Annotated in this window: 16 protein-coding genes; 5 read left to right on the top strand and 11 right to left on the bottom strand. The window is 46.8% G+C overall.

Features of this window, described 5'->3' with window-relative positions:
- Positions 1 to 13: 13 nt before the first annotated feature.
- Positions 14 to 802 carry an RDD family protein gene (locus QUB44_RS24335; RefSeq protein WP_333371492.1) on the top strand — a complete coding sequence of 263 codons (789 nt, stop codon included), beginning with the start codon at positions 14 to 16 and terminating at the stop codon, positions 800 to 802.
- A gap of 93 nt (positions 803 to 895) precedes the next feature.
- Here QUB44_RS24335 and QUB44_RS24330 read toward each other — a convergent pair whose 3' ends face one another.
- Entirely contained in the window at positions 896 to 3,004 is a 2,109-nt protein-coding gene (locus QUB44_RS24330; RefSeq protein ID WP_333371490.1) for a GAF domain-containing protein, read from the bottom strand.
- A gap of 313 nt (positions 3,005 to 3,317) precedes the next feature.
- Between QUB44_RS24330 and QUB44_RS24325 the strand changes: the two genes are divergently transcribed.
- Positions 3,318 to 4,229 carry a pantothenate kinase gene (locus QUB44_RS24325; RefSeq protein WP_333371489.1) on the top strand — a complete coding sequence of 304 codons (912 nt, stop codon included), beginning with the start codon at positions 3,318 to 3,320 and terminating at the stop codon, positions 4,227 to 4,229.
- A 103-nt stretch (positions 4,230 to 4,332) separates the two neighbouring features.
- On the opposite strand, the gene QUB44_RS24320 is transcribed toward QUB44_RS24325, so the two are convergent.
- The 3 genes from QUB44_RS24320 to bcp form a co-directional block, all read right to left on the bottom strand.
- Positions 4,333 to 5,139, bottom strand: coding sequence for an alpha/beta hydrolase (locus QUB44_RS24320; protein ID WP_333371487.1), 807 nt, complete (start codon positions 5,137 to 5,139; stop codon positions 4,333 to 4,335).
- Between the two features lie 158 nt (positions 5,140 to 5,297).
- Positions 5,298 to 5,753, bottom strand: coding sequence for an NUDIX hydrolase (locus tag QUB44_RS24315; RefSeq protein WP_333371485.1), 456 nt, complete (start codon positions 5,751 to 5,753; stop codon positions 5,298 to 5,300).
- Between the two features lie 77 nt (positions 5,754 to 5,830).
- Positions 5,831 to 6,304 (bottom strand): thioredoxin-dependent thiol peroxidase, encoded by a 474-nt coding sequence (bcp, locus tag QUB44_RS24310; protein ID WP_333371483.1) that lies wholly within the window; start codon positions 6,302 to 6,304, stop codon positions 5,831 to 5,833.
- 133 nt (positions 6,305 to 6,437) lie between these two features.
- Between bcp and QUB44_RS24305 the strand changes: the two genes are divergently transcribed.
- On the top strand, positions 6,438 to 7,625 hold the full coding sequence (locus tag QUB44_RS24305) for an RNA-guided endonuclease TnpB family protein (protein ID WP_333371481.1): 1,188 nt from the start codon (positions 6,438 to 6,440) through the stop codon (positions 7,623 to 7,625).
- A 38-nt stretch (positions 7,626 to 7,663) separates the two neighbouring features.
- On the opposite strand, the gene QUB44_RS24300 is transcribed toward QUB44_RS24305, so the two are convergent.
- Positions 7,664 to 7,807, bottom strand: a complete 144-nt coding sequence (locus tag QUB44_RS24300) for a hypothetical protein (RefSeq protein ID WP_333371479.1) — start codon at positions 7,805 to 7,807, stop codon at positions 7,664 to 7,666.
- 623 nt (positions 7,808 to 8,430) lie between these two features.
- On the opposite strand from QUB44_RS24300, the gene QUB44_RS24295 reads away from it, so the two are divergent.
- On the top strand, positions 8,431 to 8,622 hold the full coding sequence (locus QUB44_RS24295) for a hypothetical protein (RefSeq protein ID WP_190738786.1): 192 nt from the start codon (positions 8,431 to 8,433) through the stop codon (positions 8,620 to 8,622).
- Positions 8,623 to 8,734: 112 nt separating this feature from the next.
- Here QUB44_RS24295 and argH read toward each other — a convergent pair whose 3' ends face one another.
- From argH to QUB44_RS24265, 6 genes are all read right to left on the bottom strand, one after another.
- Positions 8,735 to 10,120, bottom strand: a complete 1,386-nt coding sequence (gene argH, locus QUB44_RS24290; protein ID WP_333371477.1) for an argininosuccinate lyase — start codon at positions 10,118 to 10,120, stop codon at positions 8,735 to 8,737.
- 288 nt (positions 10,121 to 10,408) lie between these two features.
- Positions 10,409 to 10,648, bottom strand: coding sequence for a hypothetical protein (locus QUB44_RS24285; RefSeq protein WP_333371475.1), 240 nt, complete (start codon positions 10,646 to 10,648; stop codon positions 10,409 to 10,411).
- Positions 10,638 to 12,125: a PP2C family protein-serine/threonine phosphatase gene (locus QUB44_RS24280; RefSeq protein WP_333371473.1), complete on the bottom strand. Its 1,488-nt coding sequence runs from the start codon at positions 12,123 to 12,125 to the stop codon at positions 10,638 to 10,640. The genes QUB44_RS24285 and QUB44_RS24280 overlap by 11 nt, the downstream gene beginning before the upstream one ends.
- Positions 12,126 to 12,660: 535 nt before the next feature.
- A complete protein-coding gene (gene ftsY, locus QUB44_RS24275) occupies positions 12,661 to 14,418 on the bottom strand; it encodes a signal recognition particle-docking protein FtsY (protein WP_333371470.1) in 1,758 nt (585 codons plus the stop codon).
- A 121-nt stretch (positions 14,419 to 14,539) separates the two neighbouring features.
- The gene (gene nusB / locus QUB44_RS24270) at positions 14,540 to 15,172 is read right to left on the bottom strand and encodes a transcription antitermination factor NusB (RefSeq protein ID WP_333037246.1); all 633 of its coding nucleotides are present in this window, start codon (positions 15,170 to 15,172) and stop codon (positions 14,540 to 14,542) included.
- A 268-nt stretch (positions 15,173 to 15,440) separates the two neighbouring features.
- Positions 15,441 to 16,166 (bottom strand): DUF502 domain-containing protein, encoded by a 726-nt coding sequence (locus tag QUB44_RS24265; protein WP_333161124.1) that lies wholly within the window; start codon positions 16,164 to 16,166, stop codon positions 15,441 to 15,443.
- Between the two features lie 1,134 nt (positions 16,167 to 17,300).
- On the opposite strand from QUB44_RS24265, the gene QUB44_RS24260 reads away from it, so the two are divergent.
- Positions 17,301 to 17,471, top strand: coding sequence for a hypothetical protein (locus tag QUB44_RS24260; RefSeq protein WP_333371468.1), 171 nt, complete (start codon positions 17,301 to 17,303; stop codon positions 17,469 to 17,471).
- Positions 17,472 to 17,543 lie beyond the last annotated feature (72 nt).

Below are 17,543 nucleotides of genomic sequence, written 5' to 3'. Positions count from 1 at the left end.
TTTGCTCAAATTTATGCCACTTTTTAATCGCTTCACTCTCCACACTCCCGAAAGTGTAGAACTCGAATTTACCTTAGCGGGAATTGGCAACCGAGCATACGCATTGCTGATAGACTATATCATTTTGGGTTTGATGATATTAGTGTTTCTATTAGGTGCGCTGATATTTAATTCAGTGTTGCTGGAGACGATCGCAAAGTTGCTAGGAAGTACCAATGGCTTAGAACTCTGGTTGATAGCAGTTCAGGCATTAATTGGTTTTTTCATTTATGTAGGTTACTTTGTATTTTATGAAACGGTGTGGTCTGGTCAAACACCAGGCAAGCGTCGTGTCAAAATCCGAGTAATTAGGGATGACGGCCGTCCAGTCAGGCTTCAGCAATCAACACTGCGGGCTTTGATCCGGCCTTTTGACGACTTATTTTTTATAGGGGTATTTTTTATAGTGTTCAGCCAGCGGGAAAAACGTTTAGGAGATTTGGTAGCCGGCACCCTGGTAATTCAAGAAGAACAACCTCTGACAACTACTGCATTGAAAGTATCAACATCGGCTCAATCCCTGGCAAAAAAATTGCTGATCGATACCGATATCTCCCGCTTACTGCCAGAAGATTTTGCTGTAGTTCGAGAGTATTTGCAGCGGCGCGAAGCTATGATACCTAATGCCAGAAATGAATTGAGCAAACAACTGGCTACTCAGGTTAAAGAAATCATTGGTTTGGGAAAACTGCCGACAAAAGTTGATGCTAATCTCTTTTTAGAGGCTGTATATTACGCCTACCAGCAGCAAGTTGACAATTAATATCAAGCCGGGTTAATTACTTATAAATCCACGGGCATGGGGAATTGGGCATGGGGGATTGGGCATTGGGCATTAATCTGACTAAAGCAGGAATTATGCACTTACCCTCCTCTGATTTGTCAGGGGCAACTCTACAATAAACTCACTTCCTTCGCCAACCTGACTGACGCAACTCAGCTTGCCACCGTGAGCTTGAACAATTACCTGATAGCACACTGAAAGTCCTAAACCCGTACCTTTACCCACAGGTTTAGTAGTAAAAAACGGGTCAAAAATCTTGTCTTGAATTTCCGCAGGAATGCCAGTTCCCGTGTCGCGGACAGAGATTGTTACCCAGTCCGGCTCGCTTTGCCAACTGCGGATGGTTAATTCTCCCGGTTTGCTCGTTGACTGGAGCGCATCTAAAGCATTGTCAATCAAATTATAAAATACTTGGTTGATTTGACTGGCATGACATTGGACGGGCGGCAAACTGCCGTATTGCTTGTCTATTTTGATATGGGTTTTTAGCTTATTTTGCAGCATCAAGAAACTGCTTTCTAAACCTTCATTCAAATCTACTGGTTTTAATTCAGCGTGGTCTAAACGAGAAAAATTTCGCAGCGTCATCACGATCGAGCGAATCCTCCCGCTGCCTTCCCGCATTGAATTGAGCAGTTTACCAAAGTCTTCTCGAATGTAATCGAGTTCTAGTTCTTCATTGATTCTGACAATTGCTTCTGCTGCTTCCGGGCAGGCATTTCCTGACAGTTCTAGAGCTTGGTTCAACGCTTTAAAGTATTCTTGAGCGTGAAACAAGTTAGCGTGGATGAAATTGTTGGCGTTGTTAATTTCATGAGCAATTCCCGCTACCATTTGCCCCAAACCTGACATTTTTTCGCTTTGAATCAATTGCTGCTGCGCCGATCGCAATTCTTCTAATGCAGCCTGCAACTGCTGGGTTTGAGCTTGAGATTTTACCGCAGCATCTTGGACTTGGCTGTAAAGTTCTGCTTGCTGAATGGCGATCGCCATTTGGTTGGCTATCTGGGATAGCAACTCCATTTCTTGCCGCTGCCAATTGCGGGTATCCCGGCACTCGTGAGCAATCAGCAAACCCCACAGCCTACCTGGAAATTTAGGATTATAGCTTCCGGCTGTGTCGGAGGTATTTTCTTCAGTTCTTGATGTAACTATCGGCACAATCAGATTAGCTTTTACCTGCAAACGGTCTAAGAAATCGACGTGACAAGGCTCTAAACCAGCATTAAAAATATCATTAATTGCTTTGACTCGCCCTTGCTGGTAAAGATCGGCGTAATCTCCCCGGAAACACTTATCAGCCCCCATATCTCCTAAAATTGAAGGCCAAGGAACAGTCATGTTTTCAACAACAACTTTTCCTTGCCAGTTGTCTTGAAACTGATAGATAATTACTCGATCGCACTGCAACATTTGGCGGACTTCCCTCACCGCTGTTTCCAGAATAGTTCCCAGATCCAGGGTACTGCGAATTTGGTTGCCGATCAGCCGTAGCAGCGATTCTCGTTCGGCCTGGCGCCGGGTTTTGCTATAGAGTTTGGCTTGATTGATCGCGATCGCCAATTGCGATCCTACCCCTTCTAAAAGCTGCCTTTCCCAATCAGTCCATTCCCGTTCGCGATCGCACTGATGCAAGCCAATTATGCCATTCACTTCACCTTGATAGCGAGTAGCTACTGCCAGCATTGACTTAATCTCCAAAGCTTCGGCAATTTTTCTGGTTTGTGGGTTCAATCCCGGAAAATCGACAAACTTCGTCACAGCTAGGGACTCTTGCTGAGACACGACTGCAGCCAAATGCGGATTGTCAGTCATCGGTACTTTCATTCCCAGTTGGATCGGATAGTCTCCCGCGTTGTACTCTCCGCGCGTGACTAAAGTTTTTTCTGTATTTGATTCTTTGACTAAAATGCTCACGCGGCTGCACTGTAACGCTTGCCCCAGCAATCGGCAGGCCGATGTCAAAATTTCTTCTATGTCGAGTGTACTGCGAATTTCGTTATTAATTTGGTTCAGCAAGTTTGATAACTGAACTTGCTGCTGCATCTGCACGATTAGGGCTTTTTGTTGGTCTACTTCCGGCAGCGAAAGACTTTCTTCCTGCATCCAGTTTTCAGATTCAGGCAACCGCGAAGTTACTCTGTGCCAGGGGTTTTCGTGTTCTTGTATTTTTAAAGACATATTTACTCAGCAGTTGTACAGTATTTTGATTGAGTCTGGTTTTATAAACCTGTGCTTACCCCGCCAACAGCCCCATCGCAGCTACCAGGACTTTTGGAATATCTTAAGACATTATAAAGGATGCAGCATGAGCAAAGCAATTATTTGCTTTACAAATATTTATATTTAGCAAGTATGCGCTCTGCCGCCCACAATACTAATTGGTGCGCTGCATGGAACTTGGTCAGATGTCAAATAGAGTTAACCGCCCGGTTAAGCGTAAAATTAATCTAAAATCTATCTTTAGTTCAATGTTTGCGCCGACTCGATCAACATGGAAAATTCAATTCCCGACAATTTTCGTTCGCCAGCAAGCACCGATAACATTACTTCTGGATGGAAAGGTAAAGGCCAGATTAATATAGCTTTAGCGATCGGCAATTCCCGACTGCACTGGGGATTATTTGTGGGCAAAACTCTGAAGAAAACATGGGATACAGAGCATCTCAATGCTGATACTGTTTCCCCGCTCTCGGAGCAGGAAAAGGCAGAATATTTGGTGCAAACAGTAATGAGGTCGATCGAGGAAATATCTGCTCAAAATCTCCTTTGTCTTCCTGCTACTCCCGCTTTTTCTAATCCTCACACACTTTCTTTCGTGCCACTGCCTCTAATTTTGGCTTCAGTAGTTCCCCAGCAAACAGCAATTTGGCAGAGTTATCCAGATGTCCGAATTATTACTTTAGACCAGTTGCCGATCGGGGGAATCTATCCTACCCTGGGAATTGACAGAGCTTTGGCTGTACTGGGCGCTGGCAACCAATTGGGTTGGCCTGTTTTACTTATAGATGCTGGTACAGCTTTAACATTTACTGGGGCTGATGTCAATAGGTATTTAGTTGGGGGGGCAATCTTACCAGGTTTGGGTTTGCAGTTATCGTCGCTCGGTAAAAAAACCGCTGCCTTACCCTTAGTCACTTTACCACAAAATCTCCCGCACCGCTGGGCGAAAGATACTGCTGGGGCAATTCAAAGCGGAGTTGTGTATGCGACGGTGGCAGGAGTTAGGGATTTTATTGAAGATTGGCGGGGTTTGTTTCCTGATAGCAAAATTGCGACCACGGGGGGCGATCGCACTTTGCTATTACAATATCTCACCTCAGCTTTTCCAGATACAGCTTCCGCAGTAATTGACGCACCCGAAGCCATTTTTTGGGGAATTAGTCTGTTGACTGTTGACTGTTGACTGTTGACTGTTGACTGTTGACTGTTGACTGTTGTCAGTTGTCATTTTATCAATGACCAATGACCAATGACCAATTCCCAATTCCCAATTCCCAATTCCCAATTCACCTAGCAAACTCGCGAATATAGTTAGCAACAACATCCGGGACTTCCTGCGGCAAATTGCTTTCCCCCGGACTGACTAATTGTAGTTCGGCATTAGGAGCCAGAGCAGCATAGGATTGACACAGAGACAAAGCTGCGGGAGTATCTTCAGAACCGTGCAACAGCAAAACACGCGCTTTCAGCAAAGGTAAATTCTCATCAACTAATTCCGCTGTAATTTCAGCCCGCCGCCGCCCGAACAGCAACTGCACGGCAACTGGGGACTCCATCAACTGCTGTCTGAACTTTAGCAATCCGTCAATCTTGTTTTGGCTACCCAGCAACTTAGCAATTGGATAGATCGATCGCAGCCACCAGACAGCCAGCGGAGGTTGGCCGATCAGCCAGCTAGCCGTCTGCCAGCGCGCCCGTCGGTTGCCAACCTTGACGCCTTCTGGGGCCAACAACACCAAACCCTGAACTCGATCGGGATATTTGATAGCGTAGCTGGTAGCCACCCAGCCGCCCACAGAGTGAGCGATTAAATAAACCTGTCGCAACTTCAAAGTATCGAGGTATTGGGCGAGACATTCTACTTCCAAGTCGATCGAATAATGAAGATTCGGGCGTTCCGAGTCGCCAAACCCCAGCAAATCCGGTGCGAAGCAGTGGTAGTAGGGGCTCAAATGTTCGATCGTCCTCAGCCACTGACTGCTGTCGTGCCAAGAACCGTGCAAAAATACTAAATTCGGGCCTTGACCGACTTCGTGCCAAAAGATTTGCCCTACAGAGAGTTTGACCCGAGAATTGCGTAGCGGTGAGTACATCCGGTTAAATATTTAGTAATAAAAAGATGATTAATTTAATGTTCAGAGATTGTGAATAAAAGTAGGAAAACAGTGAAAATTAATTCCACATTTATAACAGACAACTTTTGACAGCGAGGTAATTTCCGACTTTTCTCAAATTTGGATGCCCCGCCGATTTACGCCAAAGTTGTTAGGCCTTGAAAATAGTCCTGTAAGTGTTGGTCGTTATCGTGGCTGAGTGCGCCCTCCGGCAGCGATGCGGGCAAAAAAGCCTCAACCTCGCTGACTTCAAGCGTATCCTGAACTTGCATCTTTCCCTCTACCTCTGCTGCCACCACGATACAAATCGAGTGCAGGCGAGGATCTCGATCGGCAGCCGAATAAACACCCACCAAGCGGCGGATTTTGACTAAATCGAGTCCTGTTTCCTCCGCTAATTCCCGGCGCACTGTCGTCGGAATATCCTCTCCCCAATCCACCATACCTCCCGGCAGTGCCCAGCGACCGTTGTCGCGGCGGCGAATTAACACAATTCGCCCGTCAGGCAATATGGGAATCACGGCAGTACCAGTGATGGGATGTCGAAAAATCAGCCCCAGCACAGTTTGTCCAATTTGCCACAATCGACGCATAAACTCAAAAGCTTGTTTAGGGGAAAGTAATTTCAGGTTTGTTAGCTGGCAGCTCAAAAGTCTTAATTTTTAATTTTTCATTCAGGCGAGAGGTCTGGCAAGTCTGCTAATATCTCGGCTGCGTGAGTTTCTGCTTTGACTTTCCGATAAACCTTTTCAATCCTACCATCAGGGTCGATCGCGAAGGTCGATCGAGTAATTCCCATAAATTCTTTTCCCATAAATTTTTTGAGTCCGTAACAGCCGTAGGCGGTAGCAACTTCGGCGTTTAAGTCGCACAGCAAGGGAAAAGGCAGTTGATATTTAGCTGCAAACTTGGCGTGGGCCCCGGCCCCGTCTGTACTGACGCCGAGGACTGAAATATTGCGCGACTCGTAGTCTGAGTAAATGTCGCGAAAGCCGCAAGCTTCTTTAGTACAGCCTGGGGTATTGTCCCGAGGATAAAAGTAAAGTACAACTCGTCGCCCTCGAAAATCTGCAAGGCTGACGACCTTGCCTTGCGCGTCGGGCAGGCTGAAGACAGGAGCTACGTCACCGGGATTAATAGTCATCAAAAAAAATGGGTGGAGCGAAGCGGAGGGCCCAAACCCCGTCCTTTTAGGACGGCTTTACATGAATTTTTGTTAAGCTCTACCATTTCACACAAGACGTGCTAGTATGTGAAACAGCGTACTTAAGGTCAGCATGACACTAAAAGCCTTCAGCTATCGATTCTACCCAACGCCGGAACAAGAAAGTTTGTTGCGACGTACTTTGGGTTGTGTTCGTTTGGTCTACAACCGTGCTTTAGCCACAAGAACGGAAGCTTGGTACGCAGAACAGAAACGGGTAGGCTATGCTGAGACTTCTTCAATGTTAACCGAATGGAAGAAAACCGAAGAACTAGATTTTCTGAACCAAGTTAGCTGTGTGCCATTACAGCAATGCTTGAGACATTTACAAACGGCTTATACCAACTTTTTTGATGGGCGGGCACAATATCCTAACTTCAAAAAGAAACGCAACGGTGGTAGTGCAGAATTTACCAAGTCAGCATTTAAGTTCAAAGATGGACAAGTCTACCTAGCAAAAAGCACAGAAGCGTTACCCATTCGTTGGAGTCGGACACTACCTGATGGTTGCCGACCATCAAGCATTACAGTAAAGCTTGCACCATCAGGTAGGTGGTCAGTTTCTCTGCTGGTAGATGTTGAAATTGAAGCATTACCCAAAACAGATAATCAAGTCGGTATCGACCTGGGAGTTACAAGCTTGCTCACTCTAAGCACTGGCGAAAAGATTGCCAATCCCAAAGGATTCAAGGCAAAGTATCGCAATCTTAGAAAAGCGCAAAAATCTTTAAGTCGCAAACAAAAAGGGTCAAACAACCGTGACAAAGCACGACTCAAAGTAGCGAAAGTGCATCAAGAAATTACTGATGCAAGCAAAGATAATCTTCACAAGTTAACAACGCGGTTGGTGCGTGAAAACCAAACCATCGCCGTAGAAGACTTAGCTGTGAAGAATATGGTTAAAAATCCCAAACTTGCCGCTTCTATAAGTGATGCAAGTTGGGGGGAATTAGTCAGACAACTTGACTACAAGTGCGATTGGTACGATCGTACTTTAATTAAGATTGATCGCTGGTTTCCGAGTTCAAAACGGTGTGGTAATTGCGGACACATCGTTGACAAGATGCCGTTAAATATCCGGGAATGGGATTGTCCTAATTGCGGGACGCGCCATGACCGAGATATTAATGCGGCAAAAAATATTTTGGCGGCAGGGCTTGCCGTGTCAGTCTGTGGAGCGACTGTAAGACCTGAACAGAGTAAATCTGTTAAGGCTGGTGCGACACCCCGTAAGGGACGGAAGCAGAAACCTAAGTCGTGAGTCTTAGGAATCCCCGTGCGTTTACGCCGGGGTGGATGTCAATTGTCGTATTTTGTCAAGAGCTTATGGAAATATTCTGGAAGATCGAAAACATTGCGTGCCGATCGCACCCAGATTCCCAGCGACTTGAATCCCGGTGTTCTTTTTTCGGGGTCTTGTACCGGGTGTGCTATGATTGTCATCTGTCTAAAATTGAGTATAACTAGCCAACGTAAAAACTTAACTGGATTAGTTGAGTGCGTAGTCACACCTAACGGTGTTGCGGTTTAGCTAGGCAGACAGGAATCCCCACACTATACCGATCAAAGGTTAGTGTGGGATCAAAGGCGCGTCAAACTCCTGATTCCACCCGTTCATAATCTCATAAGCATAGCTTGGAGCCGTGGAGGGGTGGACAACGAGACGAACGAATTCCTTTTATAATATCAGTGGGGCCCGACGTGTTCCTCACTACTTTAAAACGCCGTAGAGGGAAACGATTGGAGTACCTTGAAGGAAGTTCTCGATCTCCTTAACAGGACTCAGAAGCCTAAACCATATCGCTTGCGATTGTTGTGGGAGCGTCACGAAAGCTAAATTTGAACAAAACGTAGCTACAGAAAGAGAACTGATCGAGTACGGTAGGGCATACCGGAATTTACGCTTGGGGAGAAGACACCTATATTTTGGCTGGAGAAATCCTGTCACAAGCAAGTGACTTCGCTGAACCAAGAATCTCAGTCACCAAGAGTGCACAGAGTGTCAAACTTAAGAATCCCCGTGCGTGAAAGGCCGGGGACTGTCAATGTTTATTAGTGAGGTCAGAATGGCTAAGCGCCGCAATCTCAAGAAAGAAAAGGCACAACGAAATCAAGCATACGCTCGCAAGTTTCGCAAGCGGAGAAATCAAGATATGTTCTCCAACAAGAGAAGACGATTTGACGGCGGTAACGGCGGTGGGATGGGCGCCATGAGCGGTGGCGGCAGAGACAAAGACATGGCTGCTGCTGAAGATTAATTGAGTCAGGCTATCTGCCGAACTTAGAACCAGAGTGGACAACACGATCGTTCTAAGGAAAGATAGCCAGCGGGAATTTGTCCAATAATTCAACGATGTTTAGGCGAGATGTTTAGGCGAGTCGATCGCGCGCAGCGATAAGTGATTTTCTCACTTGTTCAAACCCGGTACCCCCGTAACTATTGCGAGCCGCCACCACTTGCTGAGGTGCGATCGCGCTGTAAATGTCTGTCTCAAAGGCTGGGTGCAAGTCTTTCCACTCCTCAAGTGTCAAATCTTTGAGGAGTTTGCCCCCCGAAAGGCAAGTTTTAACGACTTTGCCGACAAGGTTGTAAGCTTCCCGGAAGGGAACGCCTTTGGCAGCCAAGTAGTCTGCTACGTCTGTAGCGTTAGAAAAGTCTTCCGTAACTGCCGCGGCGAGGCGTGAGCCATTAAACTCGATTCCTTCGCGCAACAAAATGGTCATTGCTTCCAAGCAACCCTGTACCGTTCTTACGGTATCAAACAAAGCCTCTTTATCTTCTTGTAAATCTTTGTTGTAGGCCAAAGGAAGTCCCTTCACTACTACCAACAAGGCTTGCAAGTTACCGAACACCCGCCCCGCTTTGCCCCGCACCAACTCCGGCACGTCGGGATTTTTTTTCTGGGGCATGATGCTAGAACCCGTAGCGCAGCTATCTTTGAGCGTAATAAATCCAAATTCGTGAGAAGACCACAAAATCATTTCTTCTGACAAGCGGCTCAGGTGTACCATAATCAAGCTGGCTGCAGCGAGAAATTCGATCGCAAAATCTCGATCGCTCACTCCATCTAAGCTATTAGCATAAACCTTGTCAAAATGCAATAGTTCTGCCGTATAATGTCGGTCTATTGGGAAAGTCGTCCCCGCCAGCGCGCCACAACCCAAAGGCGAAACATTCACCCGCTTGCAGATATCGCCGAGACGTTCCCAATCGCGATCGGTCATTTCAAAATAAGCTAACAGGTAATGAGCCAAACTGATCGGCTGAGCCCGCTGCAAATGAGTGTAACCGGGAATTAAAGTTTCTACGTTACGATCGGCAAGATCGAGCAAAACCCCTTGAAATCCCCGCAATTGCTCGCGAATTTCGGCGATGCGATCGCGCAAATACAACCGAGTATCAGTACCGGCTTGGTCGTTGCGCGATCGGGCGGTGTGCAACTTTTTCCCCGCATCCCCCACGATATCCGTCAGCCGCTTCTCTACAGCGAAGTGAACGTCTTCTGCATCAACTCCCGGAACAAAAAGTCCTTGGTGGTATTCCCGGCGGATCTGTTCCAAACCATTGACTAACTGTTCGCCTTCTGCTGCGGAAATAATCCCCGTTTTTGCCAGCATTTTAGCGTGAGCGACAGAACCCGTCAAGTCATACTCAATCAATTCAATATCGAAGCCAATACTAGCATTGAATCGGGCGATCGCCGGGTGCAGCGCCGATTCAAATCTTTGACTCCAAGTTTTTTGTTGTGTTGTCATTACTCAAGCTAAAACTAGATTATATCTCTGTTGCAGAAGTCTAGAAAAACCGATTTGTAGCAAAGACTTTAGTCCTTCCTCCGGTTTGTAGTAAAGACTTTAGTCCTCCCTCCCAAATTCTGTAAGAAAAAACTCAAGTCCTGACTACAAAGTTTTTATACATCTTTTGACCCCAAAAAACTGAAGTCTTGACTACAAAATTGTGAAACTTTTGCTGCATCAGAAAGAAGTGAAGTTGGGGCTACAAACCTTTTAAATCCTTTACCGATACCTTGTTCGACAATAACTCTAACGAAAAATCCCTTTAAAGAACCAGCCAACAAAAATACCTATAAAAAAAGCTCCTATTTGACCAGTCGAAACAAAATTGTTCCAAGCTTTCTGGAAATTCGTAAAAATTTCGTAGCTTTGAGCCAAAACCACCGTCGAACTCAAATGAGATTTCAAAACTACCACGTGAGCGACATCGTTCCAATTTATCGAACTGGTTAATCCAGCAGTAATTTCCGGCATTAAATTAACTATCATGGTGATTTTCTCCTGCTAAAGGTGTTACCCTCAGTACAACCAGTGTCATGTCATCTTCGTTACGATTGCCGATGCCAATAAACTGGTGAACGCGATCGAACAAATAATCCAAAATTTCTTCAGACTGCTGGTAATTTTGACAGGCCCACTGAAAAGCCGAGGTCAAGTTATCCTCATCAAACCGATCGCCCCTTTGATTAGAAGCATCGGTAAATCCGTCTGTGTAATAAATAATAGTATCTCCGGGCTGCAATTGCACTTGAGCTTCTTGGTAATGCGAATCAGCATCCAGGCCAATTAACATTCCCTCCAAAGTATCAAGCTGAAGAATCGAATTAGTTGCAGCTTGCCACAGCAAAGGCGGGTGGTGAGCAGCATTGCTGTAACACAAAACGCGAGTTTTCGGGTCATACTCCGAATAAAACAGAGTCACAAAACGGTGGGAATTTTCCAAATCCGCGTGCATAACCCGGTTTAAATGTTGCAAAATTCTCGACGGCGAGTGGCGGTTCAAAACCTCCGCCCGCAGCATACCCCGTGTCATCGTCATCAACAGGCCAGCCGGTACTCCTTTGCCCATCACGTCGCCGATCACAATGCTCCAGCGGCCCTTGTCGATTTTGGACTTGAGATTTTTAATTAGGGATGGGGGGTGTTCCCCCTCATTTTCCTTGCCGATCGGGTCATAGTCAGCGGGAATAAAATCATAATAATCTCCGCCGACTCTGCTAGCAGTTTGGCAGCGGGCGGCCACGTCAAGGCCGGGAATTTTCGGACAACTACGGGGTTGCAGCCGCAATTGAATTTCCGCCCCGATTTCTAACTCTCTGTCTAAGCGGTCTTTTTCCGCCAACTTAACAGTAAGTTCGTCTTTGCAAATAGCCACGGCGGTTTGATCCGCCACCAACCGAACTAATTTCTGTCTGCTGGGAGTCCAGAGATATTCCGGGTCACTGCTAAAAACATAAAGCCGCCCGCGTTCCAAATTGTTGACTAAAATTGGCGCCCCAAACAAATGAACATCCGAACCCAAATAACGACCGACTTGCAGGTCTAGACTAGAAGTTTGCCCAGAGGTTTCCGAAAACGATCCAGCAGTAGCGCCCACACCTGCTGTAGCTTGCCTGGTGGCTATTTCCAGCGCTTTTCGCATATCTTGGCACTGCCGTCCTTCCTGACAGTGCAACTGCTGGAACCTGACTTGACCGTTGGGTTTGAACAGCACTAAAGCTCCCCCGTCGGCGTCAGTAACGCGAGTCGCTACTAAAGGCACCAACTCCAAAAATTGGTTGAGATTGTTAAAACTTCGCAGGGCAAATCCCAGCGAACCCAACATATCTTGAACGTTGTGCTGATATCGGTGCAAACGCGCCACCAGTTCTTTGAGGGCAAATACTGGCGTCGCGTCGGTGGAATTGCGACCCGAAGGGCGGTCAGCAGGTTGAGGTGAGGGGCGAGGCAAAGGCACAGCAGTCATTTTAAATTTGTGATTTTCGATCTTAGACGGAGGAGGAATGATTGAGGACTTACGGGCCACTTGAACAGAAACCCGTTTTTTTTCGAGCAAGTAGTTTGGTTTGAGGAAGTAAGTCGGCTACTAGGACATTGGTATCAACTTAAGTCTGAAATTTTTAAGAAATCTCGTTCATAGCTGAGTCTAGATACCCCCTAAATCCCCTTAACAAGAAGGGGGACTTTGACCATTTCCTGTCTCCCCCGACTATCAGGGGGCGCTAGGGTGCTCTGGAAGACTGTGCAATCAGACAGCAGACTGATACTACATTTGAGCTTAATTTGACACCCTTGCTTTGGCTCGCGCTTCGATCCCAACCCAGCAATAAAAGAACGAAGGTATTGTTTCTAGATATTTAGTTTTTACTCGCCACCGGGTGGCGATCGGCGCAAGTCCTGCGATGGTAGTTTGAGGTTAAGGATTTGAGATTTTGAACCTCTGTATCCGCCTCCAAAAATCGGGACGACCACAGATACCTGACCAATCTAAAATCTAAAATCTAAAATCTAAAATCGAGTAGGGCTTCCACAAATTCGTAACTAGAAAACGGGCGCAAGTCTTCGATGCTTTCCCCAACTCCAATAAAGCGGATTGGCAGACCAAGCTGCTGCACTACTGCTAGGGCAACACCACCTTTAGCAGAACCGTCGAGTTTTGTCAATACTACTCCGCTTAATTTTGCCGATTCTGCAAATACTTCTGCCTGTCGCAAACCATTTTGACCCAGTGTCGCATCCAAAACCAGTAGAGATTCTACGGTAGCGCCTGGGGCTTTCTTATCTACAATGCGACGGATTTTACTTAATTCGTCCATCAGATTTTTTTTGTTTTGCAGGCGGCCTGCGGTGTCTACGATCAGCAGTTCTGTGCCTCGGGCGCTGGCAGCGGCGATCGCATCAAACACGACAGCAGCCGGATCGGTATTTTTCCCTGGGTTGGCAATAATTTCGACCCCACTGCGGGAACCCCAAACTTTCACCTGTTCGACGGCGGCGGCGCGGAAAGTGTCGGCGGCAGCAATGAGGGTTTTGTAGCCGGATTTTTGGGCAATATGGGCCAGTTTGCCGATCGTCGTAGTTTTGCCCGCACCGTTGACTCCTACGATTAACCAGATGTTAAAAGTCTCTTTTTCCGGGGCAAATGTCAGGCTGTAGGCGGGATTACCGGCGGCGGTTTCGGCACAGGGAGCGTCCAGAATGTCGCGCAGAATGGTTTTCAGGTAGGCTAGAGCCTGTTCTGGCGGCAGCACTTCTTGTGTGAGTCTTTCTTGGAGGCGACTGATAATGATGTCGGTGGCTGCGACTCCGACATCGGCTTGCAGGAGCAAAGTCTCAATTTCGGCTACCGCGTCTTGATTGAGCGGGCCTTGACCGACGATCGCCTTTAGTCGATTAATTAAGCTGCGGCGAGTTCTTTCTAAGCCTTTCCGCAGTTTTTGCAGCCAAGTGATTTCTTCAACGGATACTTGGTCTGGCCGGCGGCCTTGACTTGCTAAGATTTCTGAAGACCACAGGAAGCCTTCGTCAAAGGCGAAACCGGGAATTTCTTCGATAATTGCCGCTCTCTCGGCGGCGGCTGCAATTACGTCGGGTTCTTCAATTGCGGTTTCTTTGAGGCGTTCGATGCGATCCATGCGATCGGCCTGAGCTCTGGCCCAAAAAGGCAGGGCTTCGGCTGCTTCGCCGTCGGATGCGAGTGATTCGGTTTCTGCAACTAAGGTTGCAGGTTCGGCAATTTCTATATTTTCTGCTGTAACTTCTAATTGTTGAGCAATAGGTGCAATGTTGATCGCCCCGGCTGTGGGTTGCAGAGTTTCGGGAATTTCTGCTGGGTTGGCTGCATCGAGTTCCATCGCCTCGGTTGCTTCAAGTGCGGCGGGTTCTGCAACTTCTGGAACTTCTGCAACAGTTGGTGCTGTGGGTGCTGGTTCAAGTTCGATCGCATCGCTTGCTTCAATAGTCGCTGGTTCTGCAACTTCTGCAACCGTCGCGATTTCTGCTTCGGCTGCTGGAACATCCGGCGCTGCTGTCTCGGAAACTTCTGTTTCTGGTTTTTGCTGTTTTTGAATATTTTTGTAAGCAGCTTTTGCCCAGTTGAGATAATCTTCGGCTACAGCGGGAGAGTCTTGCTCTGTTGCATCTGTTTGAGGCTCAACCGGTGCGGATTTTGCCGACTCATCTTGCTGCTGTTCGGGGGTTGCCTCTGTTTCTGAAGATTTGCTTTCGCTGTACTGGCGACGAAACCAATTAAATACCATAGTTGATGGGGAATAGAGAATAGTTATTAGTCATTAGTCCTCAGTCCCTAGTGTAGAGCCGATTGAGGATTGGCAATCACTAATGACCAATGACTGCTGACTAAGGACTACTGACTAAGAACTAGGGACTAACAACTTCTGCGTTGATTTTATCGACTACTCGGCGCAGGACTCCGTTGATGAAGCGATGTCCTTCGTCGCCGCTGTAGCGTTTTGCCAGTTGGACGGCTTCGTTGACGCTGACTTGTTCGGGTAAGCCTAGATATAGCATTTCGGCGATCGCGATTCTCATGATATCTCGATCGATCCGGGGCAACCGTTCTATTTGCCAGTCTACAAGGGCTTCCGAGAGCAATTCATCAATTTGAACACGGTTGGCGCTGACTTTCGTCAGGATTTGCAAAGCATAGGTGCGGACATCTTGCTGGTTGGCTAGCTGGATCAGTTCTGGAAACTCCATTGCTGAACCGAGACGGTTGATTGCGGTTTGGGTGAGTTCGACTGCTTCCCGCACCATTGTTCTAGCACTTTGTATATCCGCGGCGCGGATTTCGCTAGCAAGCAGTTTGTCGCTACTCCGCTGCACTTCGGATGCTGCTGCTTCTAGGGATTCTTGAACTTCTGTTGTCAGGGTACGGATGGCGGCGAGGAGAACATCTTGCAGTTTCTTGGCTTCTAAGAGTTCTGGATTCGTCGGCAGTTGGCTGATGCCGAGGAGTGCGAGTTCGCGTGCTGTTTCGCGGGCTTTTTTCATAATTTTTAGATATTGAGAATTTAGGAAGTTTTTTGATCGTGCGCGGACTTGAACTTTAGCAGAAAACTCGACTAAAAGCGGTACAAGACCAGCCGTCTGACTCGCCAGCGGCGGGTAGTTTACAGATACTTGGCTGTCAAACCCAAGATTGATGCTCGAAACCGGGTTTCTGAGTTTAGGCTTTCTCGGTTTGGGCTGGTTTTGTCGAAATATTATCTGCTATGGGGAAAGTTTACACGGCCTTACGGGCCCCTAAATATGTCTTGGTTTAGTCTTCTTCGACTGGGACAGCCTGGTATCTTGATTCGGATACCAAGGGTTCGAGTGTTTTGCCCTTAATGTTTTCGGGGGTTACTGGAACTGAGTTGCTGGGGTTGACGATGCCGCCAGAGATGATGACTTTAAAGGCATCTTCGATCGACATTGACAAATTGACTAAATCTGCCTCCGGGACTATAGCGTACCATCCGGTAGTGGGGTTGGGAGTGGTGGGGATGAAAATGCCGATCGGGGTTTCGCCGGAAAGGTGAGGCGGAATATCGTTATTCTCGATCGTACCGGTCACAAATGCTAAAGTCCAGATTCCCCGCCGGGGATATTCCACTAACACCACGCGGCGAAATTTGTCGTTTGATTTGAGGAGGGTTCCCAGCAGTTGTTTGAGGGTTTTGTAAACCGAACCGGCTAGGGGAATTGCCTGCAACACCCGTTCACCAAAATCTAGCAGCCACTTGCCGAAAATGTTGCGGGCCATTAAACCGATGACTAAGATGCTCAGCAGGGGTACAGCCAGCCCTACTAAAAGATTTAGCAGATTCACCAAAATCGGGTGGAGTCCATCAAAAGGGTTGATCTGCTTGGGAATTTTGGTGAGAAAATTGATCACCCAACTGGCGACGGTTATTGTCAGCCAGATGGTGGTAGCTAAGGGTATCACTACCAATAGTCCTGCGATCAGGTCGTTTTTTAAGTCTTGTTTGATGCGTTGGAGCACGGCGGGTCAAATCTCCTCGTAACTGGTTCCCAATAACCTGAATAAAGCTGAGACTAAAGCAACTGCACGGGCTTTACTGGATGTCACCATAGACGATCGTCTTCAATTCTGCTAAACCCTACCCTTTCTGAGGGGGAAGAGTTAGGGATCGCCGGTGCTGTACCTTTATTTTAAAGAATTATTGCAAGTTGGCGCTTGATTTTAATATATGCGGGCTGTGCAGCAGCTCACCGTATTGTATATTTTAAGACATTTTGGGTCGGTTCAATCAATAAGCCGATCGGTCAGAGGCAGCCTGGGAGTCCAAGTCAAGCGAGTCCAGAGAAAATTTTCTGGGATTGGTATGGGGAATTAATTGGTCGATCGAGCTTTCTCAGATTTTCGGCGGGGTGGCAGTTCGTTTTACCGAATTCAGGGGAATCTCTGCAGGTTGAGTGCAGTGTGTCTGCAACATTATATCTTTGGATAGATGCAATATAACGAGCTGCTACTATAATAACTGTGATTTTTCAGGGGCGAGTGCGATAAACAAGGCAACAGTTACCTACCATGAAACACTTGCATGGTAGGCAAATTCGGCAAAAAGTAAAGCAGACAGACCAGCAACTTTGACTTTTTTTGACAGGATTGATCCATATTCAGGAAATAAGGGCAGAATTCAAGCGAATTCGAGCTTGAGAGGAGCGGCAAAGCAATATAGAATTAACTCGGGCATCACTACAAAAAAAATAATCTGCCAAACGAGGTAGCAGTAGTTAGGAGCAAGCGAGATAAATTACTACATAGCTAGTTGTTTCTAGCCAGAAGCGCGAAACTATTTGTTCAACAGGGTATAGCTAAACTGCTGCATACAAGCAAGACTCCAGCGGTGCCGATTCCTGGAAAACCGACGAAAGTTAAGGAAAAATAAGCGTACTAGCCAATCAAGTCAGAGCGGGGGTTCACCCCGCGGCAAGAAGCAATAGACTTGATTAGAAGTTAGGATTGAGATATGAATGCTCAACTCATGAAACCAATTGGTTTTTACATTTTTTTATGCCATTCAAAACCCAAAACTTTTTTGGGCTTGACTTAAAGCCACAGCCCGCTCAAATTTTGTGTCCGATAATTAATATTTAAGAAAAAGGAATTTTTGTGAAAACGCTCAGTATCCTCTTAGTAGAAGACAGTCCCCTAGATGCCGAACTGATTGAGGCATATCTAATGGATGGCGGGCTCCAATTTTCTCTGGTGTGTGTGGAAACTCGAGAAGACTTTGCCACGGCGCTGGAAAAACAACGTTTTGACATTATTTTGGCAGATTAGACCTCTTGCGAAAGTGCGCTCTTTCTAGGTAAAATAAAAGAAAAAATTAGCTTAATAATATGAACTACGAAG

Origin of the sequence: Microcoleus sp. AT3-D2 (assembly GCF_036705715.1) — a bacterium.
Classification (GTDB): Bacteria; Cyanobacteriota; Cyanobacteriia; order Cyanobacteriales; family Microcoleaceae; genus Microcoleus.
The sequence above is the reverse complement of the archived record's forward strand: the minus strand, read 5'-3'. Positions and strand labels throughout refer to the sequence as shown.

Excerpts from the sequence above, each read along its gene's own strand:
- QUB44_RS24335 (WP_333371492.1), top strand. The coding sequence starts at position 14 with ATGCCACTTTTTAATCGCTTCACTCTCCACACTCCCGAAAGTGTAGAA.
- QUB44_RS24330 (WP_333371490.1), bottom strand. The coding sequence starts at position 3,004 with ATGTCTTTAAAAATACAAGAACACGAAAACCCCTGGCACAGAGTAACT.
- QUB44_RS24325 (WP_333371489.1), top strand. The coding sequence starts at position 3,318 with ATGGAAAATTCAATTCCCGACAATTTTCGTTCGCCAGCAAGCACCGAT.
- QUB44_RS24320 (WP_333371487.1), bottom strand. The coding sequence starts at position 5,139 with ATGTACTCACCGCTACGCAATTCTCGGGTCAAACTCTCTGTAGGGCAA.
- QUB44_RS24315 (WP_333371485.1), bottom strand. The coding sequence starts at position 5,753 with ATGCGTCGATTGTGGCAAATTGGACAAACTGTGCTGGGGCTGATTTTT.
- bcp (WP_333371483.1), bottom strand. The coding sequence starts at position 6,304 with ATGACTATTAATCCCGGTGACGTAGCTCCTGTCTTCAGCCTGCCCGAC.
- QUB44_RS24305 (WP_333371481.1), top strand. The coding sequence starts at position 6,438 with ATGACACTAAAAGCCTTCAGCTATCGATTCTACCCAACGCCGGAACAA.
- QUB44_RS24300 (WP_333371479.1), bottom strand. The coding sequence starts at position 7,807 with ATGACAATCATAGCACACCCGGTACAAGACCCCGAAAAAAGAACACCG.
- QUB44_RS24295 (WP_190738786.1), top strand. The coding sequence starts at position 8,431 with ATGGCTAAGCGCCGCAATCTCAAGAAAGAAAAGGCACAACGAAATCAA.
- argH (WP_333371477.1), bottom strand. The coding sequence starts at position 10,120 with ATGACAACACAACAAAAAACTTGGAGTCAAAGATTTGAATCGGCGCTG.
- QUB44_RS24285 (WP_333371475.1), bottom strand. The coding sequence starts at position 10,648 with ATGATAGTTAATTTAATGCCGGAAATTACTGCTGGATTAACCAGTTCG.
- QUB44_RS24280 (WP_333371473.1), bottom strand. The coding sequence starts at position 12,125 with ATGACTGCTGTGCCTTTGCCTCGCCCCTCACCTCAACCTGCTGACCGC.
- ftsY (WP_333371470.1), bottom strand. The coding sequence starts at position 14,418 with ATGGTATTTAATTGGTTTCGTCGCCAGTACAGCGAAAGCAAATCTTCA.
- nusB (WP_333037246.1), bottom strand. The coding sequence starts at position 15,172 with ATGAAAAAAGCCCGCGAAACAGCACGCGAACTCGCACTCCTCGGCATC.